The sequence below is a fragment of the Coprobacter sp. genome, from assembly GCF_982436375.1.
This window is the reverse complement of record NZ_CEWDCG010000113.1, coordinates 1-9,917: the sequence shown is the minus strand read 5'-3', so window position 1 is coordinate 9,917 and position 9,917 is coordinate 1. Positions and strand designations below refer to the sequence as shown.

Here is a 9,917-nt window from a genome sequence, read left to right as displayed (position 1 = left end):
CCATCATCTTCATATGCCATCTTATTTTTTAGGGACATTTACTGAATATCCCTATTTAATATTAATTAACTTATAATTTCTATTATTTAGGATATAATATTTAGATTTCGCAGAATATACCGAACAAAAACAAGAGAAAACTCCTCTGTCTATCCGAATTTTTAAACTACAAAAATAGGATCAGATAGAAAATAATTTCTTTTGATAGAGATCAAGTCGCTCTTTATACAAGTTGTTCATTTCCTTCAACAACGATATTTCTTTATCTTTCGAAAGAATCAGTTCTTCTATTTCCGGAGTAACCCCATTCTTGACAATATATCCGGCAACCTCTTCCGCAACAAAAGGAACAGTCTTGGAAAGATCGGACAACGATACCGAAGCAGGATATCCTCCGCTATTTTTGTCGGAAAGAGTTTCTGATTTAAAAAATTCCGAAATATCTAAACCGTAGAAATTACAAATCGTCAATAAAACATTCAAATTCAGGTTACCACCTCTGACTGCTTTTCCGATCGTATTCTTATCTATACCTAATTGTAGCGAAGCTTCTTGATAAGTTATCTTATGCCGGTTTAAATATTCCCTGAATTTATCTCCGGAATAGACAATTTTTTTCGTCACAGCCATGTTAAAATAATATTTAATCGATAAATTTGTACTTATTTGTGCAAAAGCAGAGAACTATTTTGTTAGTTTTGCAATAACTAATATACAAAATTTTAAAGATTTATCATCACCCGATATAAACAGATAAAAAAATTTTAACCACAAAAACCGGCATTATGAATGAGATAAAAAAGCTGGCCATCGCTTTACAACAAAAGTGTGAAGAAGAACATGTCAATTATGGTATCTTCTTCAGTGAAGTATCGCATACGATTACAGGGGGCGCAACTTTCACACTTGAAGAAATTGCTATAATGATAGAAACCATAGCCAGAAATTTGCCTGTAGAACAAATAAAATTCCTACAAACAGTACTGTCTATGGTTATTGAAGAAAAAAACGAAGACCCTTCAGCAACTGCACAACAATTAACGAATTAAGATCATTCTTCCCAGACCTCTTCTATTTCTCCAATAAATATTTTATGCAGGTCTCGGGAAGGATACCAAGTTTCCAAAATAGATTTATCAATAAAAGAATTTTCTCGTAATTGATCACAATATAACTTCCGACATTTAAAAATTAATCGTGCTTCTTTAAAAGCAATGCATCCCCGGGAAGGCTCAAAAGGCGTTATACCTGCCGCTTTCGCTTTATCTATTTCCTTTCCTGATTTCGTACCGCACAATTTAAGGGCACTCCGATACTGCTCATTAAAGAAAGAGAGAGTAAAACATTCTTCTTCTTCGACAAATTCAAGCGTATATCTCTGAGGGCGTATAACGACACAAGCTACCGGTTTACCCCATAAAAATCCAATTGTCCCCCAACTGGCCGTCATCATATTATAATGATCTATATTTCCAGCTGTAATCAACATCCATTGTTTTCCGATAAGATCTATAACATTATCTTTCAATACAGAAATATCAATCTTGCGCATATTTTTATTATATTTAAATTACCATAAACTCATTTGTGACGGATCCGGTTTTACCTCCGTCTTTTCTTCCTCTGCCATCAATTCTTTCTCCTGCAGTTTCTTTTCTGCTTTTTTACGAGCTATCTCTTCCGGTGTATCAGGACGTGTAGGAACTAACCAATCAAGTTCTTCAGGTTCATCTAAAAATCGGCTATCCCGACTGTTTTTCTTCAGTTCATCTTTCAAAACATCTATTTCAGCCATCAATGCCCGGATATTTTTTCTGTCGATCTGCTGATCGTTTTCAAATTGCCGAAGCGTCTCTTCAGATATTAACAATTTCTGTTGCAATTCCGTTCGTTCCGACTTCTCTTTTTCTACTTCTGCAAACAAATCCTGCCGTTGCGCTTTCACCGCGGCCAACATATCATTAGCAACCAACAATTGGTGTTTAATATCTATCATATCCCGAAGATTTGCCTCTGTTTCCTCAGTCTGCTTTCGCTGAGCGTCCAATTCAGCAGACTTTTTTTCCAATAATGCCGATACATCTTTTTTTTCTTTTTCCAAAAGATCAATCCGACTTTCCAATAATTTCACAGAAGACTGCAATTCTCCACTCCTACGCTCTTCATTTCCGATATTCTGTTTTAAAGAACGCACTTGATCTTCCGATTCTGAAAGAGCCGCTTCCAAACGAGCTTTTGCATCAAGAGTTTCTGTCAACATCTTATCGGCATTTTTCTGTTTTTCCAACTCTTCAGTTAATACACGCAGTTCATTTCGAGCAGATTCTATTTCATTCTCTTTAGAAACCGACAAGTCGAAAAGTTGTTGTTTCTCCAGCAACAGAGAATCAACTTTACGTTTCAACATTTCTTCTCGCTCTACAGCCTGCCTTACTGCATCATCTTTGGCGTGCAATACTTTCGTCAGAGATTCATGCAATTCCTTATTTTCAGCTATCATCTGATCGAGCTCATCCTGCAATCCGGCATTTTCAGTCTGCAAAGTAACAAAGGCATTATCGGCATCTTGTTGTTTCGCAATAACAGAATCCAGATGTTTCTGCAAATTCTCCGCCTTTTCTGTAGCTTTCTGCAATTTATCAGGAAGAGACAAATCTACTTGTTGCACTTTCGCCAACTCCTGCTCAAGACGAGATTTTTCTTCCTGCAAAGCAGCCAACTCATCCGCCTTATTTTTTTCCTGCACAGCCGCAACTTTAAGCTTATTGTTCAGTGCACTTTTTTCCATATCGCTTTGCTCTTTGTCAGCCTCAAAAGTCACAATGCGCATTTCCAATTCATGAACCCGCTCGCCTAATGCCCTTTTTTGCCGTTCGGCGCTTAAATACTGACTTTGAAACTCCTCTTGTTTCGAAGAAAGCTCATGTATATAGTCATTCAACTCTTTTACCTGCTCTTTCAACCGGATTTCATCTTGTTTCCACTGTGAAGAGCCTTCTGTTTGTATCTTCTCATATATAAACCGTATATAATCGGTAAACGGAGATAACAAATGATTATATATATTCCGTTTCTCAGCTTCTTTATCTATCGACTGACGAACCAACTCGGGAATAGACTCGTTGATAAGATCAGCCATTTTATCCAATAACGGTTGTGGTATCTGTTCTTCGGTAAGAGCCCGGACATATTCTTTTGCCAAAGCCGGGTCAATAGAGCAATCCTGCCGGGCACTCTCTTTCTCCTGAAGCACTTCATCTTCTTCATTTGTAACCGGAGAAGCTTGCCACAGCAATTGCATCGATTTCATAAATTTTGATTTCATTCCCGTTTTATATAAATTATTTTACTTTTCTTTTACATTTCCGGCATCCGGTTTTATAACAATGCCTATGCTCTTTTTCCCGTTTATCTTTACTATCACCGGACGTTCGAACCGTACGACCCGAAGAAAATCGGTTTCCTGCTCCGCATTCAGGCGGTTTAAATACTCTTCATCGAACAAACATCCTTTTGAAGAAGGGTTGATGGTAAAATATCCCACCCCGAAAGAGGTTAGATTCTGAAAAAAATGAGTCCCTTGACTCGGCTCTATATGATAACCGGCCAACGCCGTCTCGACAATCAACTTCGAATTAGAAATATGAGGCCATTTAACAGGTATTCCGAGAGCCGTATCACTCGATCCCCAACGTCCCGGTCCTACCAATATATAATTTTCACCCCGTTCGGTAAACATACGGTTGATCTTCTCTATTTCTCTTGCTATCAAAGAATTGTTCGAAGACCTGAAATTATCGCTTTTTACATATACCACATGACATATATTATCCATAATGCCATGTCCCAACGCCGAGTCGGTCTTTAAAAGCAGGTCCTCATCCCTCACCTCTCCGATTTCGTCATCTCGCATTTCTTTCGTATCTACGATAGGGCGTATCTGCAACCAATACAGCATCCCCTGTTTGTGTTCCTGATTAGGTAAATTCGCTGCAAATTCTATCTCTACAGGACGTCCCATCTCCTGAGACCCGAACTCCAGCATCATTTTTAATAATTCAGCTAAAGGGAATACCCCATGTTGCAAGATATTTGCAAAGGTAACGACTTTTCTTCCTCCTTCATAATATCCGTCACGGATTATCTGATCATACGGATCAAAAGTCGAAACCATCCCTCGTAACGAATTATCTTTTTCTGCATCTCGGATAGATAGTTTCAACAAATTAAAACTATCATCGATCGAAAAAGTTTTTCCCATGCTTTTCAAATCAAGAGCATAAAAACGCGTTTGAGTATCGCTAAGCGCCAAATCGAGCGTACTGGTCTGCAATACATTACATGGATGTTTAGGCGAAAAACGTAAACTCCGTCCTCCATCGACAATATATTTCCCTAATCCCACGGCAACATCAACGACTCCGTCTTCCGCTTTCTCATCATTGATCGGATAATAATTCAAAGATCTTCCTACTCCAGCAAAAGATGGATAATAACGATCTCCATATTGTGAGCCCACCACTTCCTGTAAAATAATCGCCATCTTTTCCTGATCGATTACATTAGATGTTGCGGTCATATATGCTTTGCTGTCGGCATAAAAAACAGAAGCATATACCCCTTTAATAGCGTCGCTCAACAGCCGGAGCATTTCATCTTTATCTTCAAGAAACGGAATCATATAAGTCGAATATATTCCTGCAAAAGGCTGGTAATGAGAATCTTCGAGCAGACTGGATGAACGAACAGCAATCGGACGCCCTACTACCTCGAAGAATGCCATAAAATCATCGACCAATTTATCCGGTAATTTAGCTTTCAAAAAATATTCCAAAATATCCTCATCCGGCAGATCGGATAATGCAATCTGATAAAGATTGTTCGTCTCCATAAACTCATCGAAAATATCGGTGCAAAGAACCACCGTTTTAGGAATCGAGACACTCACGCCCTCATAATTCTCAAGTATCGGATGCCGCTTGATCATAGAATCGATAAACGCAAGTCCACGTCCCTTTCCCCCTAAAGATCCCTGTCCTATACGGGCAAAATTAGAATATTTATCAAATCTCTCCCGCTGAAAGATAGCAACGACTCCCCGATTTTTCATTTTACGATACTGTACGATAGCATCAAAAATAAGCTGTCGCATTTCTTGCGATTCGCTAATGTCGGTAAATTGTTTCTGGCGAAGCAATTCGGCTATCGGAAACATCGCCCGGGAATAAAGCCAGCGAGAAATATGATTACGAGAACCATGATAATATAGCGACTCATCGGGAATAGACATTATCGTATTTTGCAAATCCTTCAGATTACGTACCGTTGCAATAACCTCACCCGTATGAGGATTAATAAACTCGAAATCCCCGAAACCAAAATTTCGGAGAATAGTTTTACGCAAATCGACAGGCAACTTTTTAGAGTTCTTATCCAAAAAACAAGCATTCAGAAACATCGCGTCTTTTTGATTCTCCACCTCTGAAGACTCGATTATAATCGGCAGAAATTCATCTTTCTCTCGTATATAAGAACAAAATTTCAAACCGGCTTTCTTATCTTTTTCTCCAGCCCTTTTGAAAGACACGTCAGTAACAATTCCCAACATGTTATTAGGATATTTGTTATAAATCGCTACCGCCTCTTCATAGGTACGGGCAAGTTTTATTTTAGGACGTCCACGCATTCTAAGCATCTGCTCATGCTGATTCAGAGCTTCGGTCGAGAATATTTGCGACTGTTTCAATACAAATTTATAAAGGTGCGGCAAAATAGAAGAATAGAAACGAATCGAATCTTCTACCAACAAAATTACTTGTACCCCTACGGAGTTTATATCCTCCTCAGCATTCATTTTATCTTCTATCAGTTTGATGATAGCCAGCAAAAGGTCGGCATTACCAAGCCAACTGAACACATAATCGACACCACTGAGATCCTCGTTACTGATCCGCCGCGATACTTCTTGAGAGAACGGGGTCAACACTACGATAGGGATATCGGGATAAATGCTTTTTATCTCTTTCGCTTTCTCGAACGTATCACTATTTTCAATTCCCGGCATAGCAATTATCAGGTCATAACGTTTTCCGGATAGTTCCCGAAAAGCTTCGTCAAAACTATTTGCCTGAGTAACTCGAGGAGGCGAACTCAAGTTCAAAGACGTATATTCAAAAAAAATCTGTTCGTCCACGCGCCCGTCCTCTTCAAGAATAAAAGCGTCATAACGACTGGCAATAAGCAACACATTAAAGATTCGTTTTTGCATTAAGTTAGCAAAAGAGGTGTCTTTCAAATATAATTGCTTTATATTTTGAGTTTCCATAATCAATTTCGGTATATTCAGATTACAAAATGCTAAAATTTATTTTAGCTCTTTGATGTTCAAATTTAGCAAAAATAATTTTTTTATCCGCATAAATGATTAAATTTGCAATAAGGGCTAAAGGTACTATCCAAAGCTCTTAAAAATAAATAAGTAACCTTATAAAAACACATCGCTATGAACATAAAAGACATCATGGCATCGCTCGAGGCTAAACACCCGGGCGAACCGGAGTATCTTCAAGCTGTCCACGAGGTACTTCTATCGATCGAGGAAACCTATAATGAACACCCCGAATTTGAAAAAGCTAAAATCATAGAACGACTTGTCGAACCTGACCGGATATTTACATTTAAAGTACCTTGGGTAGACGACAAAGGCAATGTCCAAGTAAATCTCGGATACCGTATACAGTTTAATAATGCGATAGGCCCGTATAAAGGCGGCATAAGATTCCACGCTTCCGTAAACCTGTCTATTCTGAAATTTTTAGGATTCGAACAGACATTTAAGAATGCATTGACAACCCTGCCTATGGGCGGAGCTAAAGGCGGATCGGACTTCAGTCCGCGAGGAAAGTCCGATGGTGAAATAATGCGTTTCTGCCAAGCCTTCATGCTCGAATTATGGCGGCATATAGGTCCTGACACTGATGTCCCTGCCGGCGATATAGGCGTAGGCGGCCGTGAAGTGGGTTATATGTACGGAATGTATAAAAAACTGAAACGAGAAAATACAGGCACATTTACAGGTAAAGGACTGGAATTCGGAGGTTCTTTAATCCGCCCCGAAGCCACAGGATTCGGAGGATTATACTTCGTAAAACAGATGTTATCGACCAAAGGGATAGAAATCAAAGGAAAAACAATTGCCGTAAGCGGTTTTGGAAATGTAGCATGGGGAGCAGTAACCAAAGCGACCGAATTAGGAGCTAAAGTCGTTACCTTGTCAGGACCTGACGGTTACATTTATGATCCAGACGGAGTCTCCGGCGAAAAAATCGATTACATGCTCGAACTCCGCAGCTCGGGCAATGATATCGTTGCCCCGTATGCCGAGAAATTCGGAGTAGAGTTTTTCCCGGGGAAACGACCTTGGGAGCAAAAAGTCGACATAGCCCTTCCTTGCGCTACACAAAACGAACTGGACGAAGACGACGCCAAGCAACTAATCGCTAACGGAGTCATCTGTGTAGGAGAAATTTCGAATATGGGTTGTCGCCCCGAAGCAATAGATTTGTTTATCAAACACCGTATCATGTATGGTCCGGGAAAAGCGGTAAATGCAGGAGGAGTTGCGACATCCGGACTCGAAATGACTCAAAATGCCATGCATATCAGTTGGTCTGCCGAAGAGGTTGATGCCAAACTGCATCAGATCATGAGCGATATTCATCACCAATGTGTAAAATACGGTACTGAAAAAGACGGATATATCAATTATATGAAAGGGGCTAATATAGCCGGATTTATGAAAGTTGCAAAAGCCATGATGGCTCAAGGTATTATCTAAATTCAGACATAAAGACATATTTCTTGAAAATCGGATCTGAAGAGACTCCTAAAAGTCGTTTTTACGTGACTTTTAGGAGTCTCTTTACATTTGAATGATTGCCGGCTCACTCATTTTTTCAATCACCCCTCCCCTTCTCTCTTCGGATATAAAAATTCAAACGACAGTCAGACTGAACAAAGATCGTTATCCAATTATCCGTAAAAAGACAAACTTTTTTCACGTAATTCCGTTTTATCGACAAAATAGCATCTTTCGATATGGAACAAACTATTTTAATAAAAAACGTCCGGATATTCAACGGAACAGACGAAAAAACGGTTATGGGAGATATTCTGATCCTGAACAACCGAATAAATAAAATAGCTGAACCCGGAACGATATCGGCAGAAGGAACGATAATCGACGGAAAAGGTAAATTTCTGATGCCCGGACTCATCGATGCACACTGGCACTCCTACATGTGTTGCAACACAATGATAGACTTGCTTACTGCAGAAACGTACTACACACAATTAAAAGCCGGTGTCGAAGCAGGGAAAACCCTAATGCGCGGTTTCACTACGATACGGGATGCCGGAGGTCCGGTGTTCGGACTAAAACGCGCCATCGATGAAGGGATAATTCCGGGTCCCAGAATTTATCCGAGCGGATCCCTCATTTCTCAAACCGGAGGGCATGGCGATTTCAGGGCTGTATATGACGATCCCCGACCTTTCGGCTGTTGTTGTCTGACTCACACCGAAAAAATAGGTGCGGCTATTATAGCAGACGGAGTGGATGCCGTTACCGTCGCAGCACGGAATAATCTGAGGTTGGGTGCTAGCCAAATAAAATTGATGACCGGAGGCGGAGTCGCCTCACTTTATGATCGCCTGCAAGATTCCCAATATTTTGAAGAAGAGATTCATGCCGCTGTAAAAGCGGCTGAAAATGCAGGTACTTATGTAATGGTACATGTCTATGTACCGCAAGCAATCACCCGAGCAATACAAGCCGGTGTAAAAAGCATAGAACACGGACACTTGATCGATGAAGCGACAATGGAATTGATCGCTCGAAAAGAAGTATGGCTCTGTATGCAACCTTTTACCCTCGATGACAATCAATATCCCACTCAAGAACAACAGGAAAAACATAAGATGATTGTTCAAAATACAGATAATGCTTACAGATTGGCAAAGAAATATCAGGTAAAACTCGGATGGGGAACAGACCTGTTATTCAATCCTGCTAATACGAAAAACCAAAATAAAGATATAGGGAAACTTAAAAACTGGTTCAATAATTTCGAAATACTGAGAATGGTCACCTATGATAATGCCCGGCTATTGTCTCTTTCGGGATCGAGGAACCCCTATCCCGGAGATTTAGGAGTAATCAAGGAAGGTGCTTTTGCCGACATGTTACTTATAAACGGAAATGTTCTGGAAAATATTCAATTACTGGAAAACCCCGATGACAATATTCTATTGATTATAAAAGACGGGCAAATCTATAAAAACAAATTATAGCAATAAATTATGAGCATATCCATTTATATAAAAAAGGTGCTCTTCAATAAAAGCACCTTCTAATACTTACAACCACAAAAATTATTTTTGAATCAAACCTTTCAGTAATGAAATAAGATCATCGATCTGCTTATCTTTACTTTTTAAACTGTCTGCCTGCTTTTCAATAACATCCCAAACTTTAGCCGGAATAGAAACGATTCCCGAAGACTTAAATACACTACCATAATTACCGATAGATTCGGTCGCTACGGTTTTCCCTTCTGTGGGAACAAGCATCTCCCCCTCTCCTGTCAACAACCAACTTTTGTTCAGATCAGGAAATTGCAGAGATATGCTTTTCAATTTTGCCGGCTGTATAGAAACCCGCATATTGTTTACATACCCATATGATAAGCCACACCGATTCTCAAAACTTCTTATCGAAATTTTTTTATATTCTATAAATGCTTTGAGCCTCTCTTTTACTGAATCCATATCAGGTATTTTTAATTATATAACGAACAAAATTCATTATTTGTTTGGATTTTAACGAACATTGTTATATATTTGCATCGTAATAATAT

General features: G+C 39.3%; 8 protein-coding genes. 3 read left to right on the top strand and 5 right to left on the bottom strand.

Features of this window, described 5'->3' with window-relative positions:
* Window positions 1–180: 180 nt before the first annotated feature.
* Window positions 181–630 (bottom strand): helix-turn-helix transcriptional regulator, encoded by a 450-nt coding sequence (locus AC1WHX_RS07680; protein WP_009318763.1) that lies wholly within the window; start codon window positions 628–630, stop codon window positions 181–183.
* A 155-nt stretch (window positions 631–785) separates the two neighbouring features.
* On the opposite strand from AC1WHX_RS07680, the gene AC1WHX_RS07675 reads away from it, so the two are divergent.
* The gene (locus tag AC1WHX_RS07675) at window positions 786–1,049 is read left to right on the top strand and encodes a hypothetical protein (RefSeq protein WP_022390172.1); all 264 of its coding nucleotides are present in this window, start codon (window positions 786–788) and stop codon (window positions 1,047–1,049) included.
* Window positions 1,050–1,051: 2 nt separating this feature from the next.
* Here AC1WHX_RS07675 and AC1WHX_RS07670 read toward each other — a convergent pair whose 3' ends face one another.
* The 3 genes from AC1WHX_RS07670 to AC1WHX_RS07660 are packed head-to-tail and all read right to left on the bottom strand — an operon-like array spanning window position 1,052 to window position 6,328.
* Window positions 1,052–1,552, bottom strand: a complete 501-nt coding sequence (locus AC1WHX_RS07670; RefSeq protein ID WP_303117266.1) for a flavin reductase family protein — start codon at window positions 1,550–1,552, stop codon at window positions 1,052–1,054.
* Window positions 1,553–1,570: 18 nt separating this feature from the next.
* Window positions 1,571–3,325, bottom strand: coding sequence for a coiled-coil domain-containing protein (locus AC1WHX_RS07665; protein WP_278585641.1), 1,755 nt, complete (start codon window positions 3,323–3,325; stop codon window positions 1,571–1,573).
* Window positions 3,326–3,346: 21 nt separating this feature from the next.
* Window positions 3,347–6,328: a PEP/pyruvate-binding domain-containing protein gene (locus tag AC1WHX_RS07660; RefSeq protein WP_416241635.1), complete on the bottom strand. Its 2,982-nt coding sequence runs from the start codon at window positions 6,326–6,328 to the stop codon at window positions 3,347–3,349.
* Window positions 6,329–6,502: 174 nt separating this feature from the next.
* Between AC1WHX_RS07660 and gdhA the strand changes: the two genes are divergently transcribed.
* Window positions 6,503–7,837 carry an NADP-specific glutamate dehydrogenase gene (gdhA, locus tag AC1WHX_RS07655; protein ID WP_009318757.1) on the top strand — a complete coding sequence of 445 codons (1,335 nt, stop codon included), beginning with the start codon at window positions 6,503–6,505 and terminating at the stop codon, window positions 7,835–7,837.
* Between the two features lie 260 nt (window positions 7,838–8,097).
* The gene (locus AC1WHX_RS07650; RefSeq protein WP_302545314.1) at window positions 8,098–9,351 is read left to right on the top strand and encodes a metal-dependent hydrolase family protein; all 1,254 of its coding nucleotides are present in this window, start codon (window positions 8,098–8,100) and stop codon (window positions 9,349–9,351) included.
* Window positions 9,352–9,432: 81 nt separating this feature from the next.
* Here AC1WHX_RS07650 and AC1WHX_RS07645 read toward each other — a convergent pair whose 3' ends face one another.
* Window positions 9,433–9,828: a hypothetical protein gene (locus AC1WHX_RS07645; RefSeq protein WP_022601668.1), complete on the bottom strand. Its 396-nt coding sequence runs from the start codon at window positions 9,826–9,828 to the stop codon at window positions 9,433–9,435.
* Window positions 9,829–9,917: the final 89 nt, after the last annotated feature.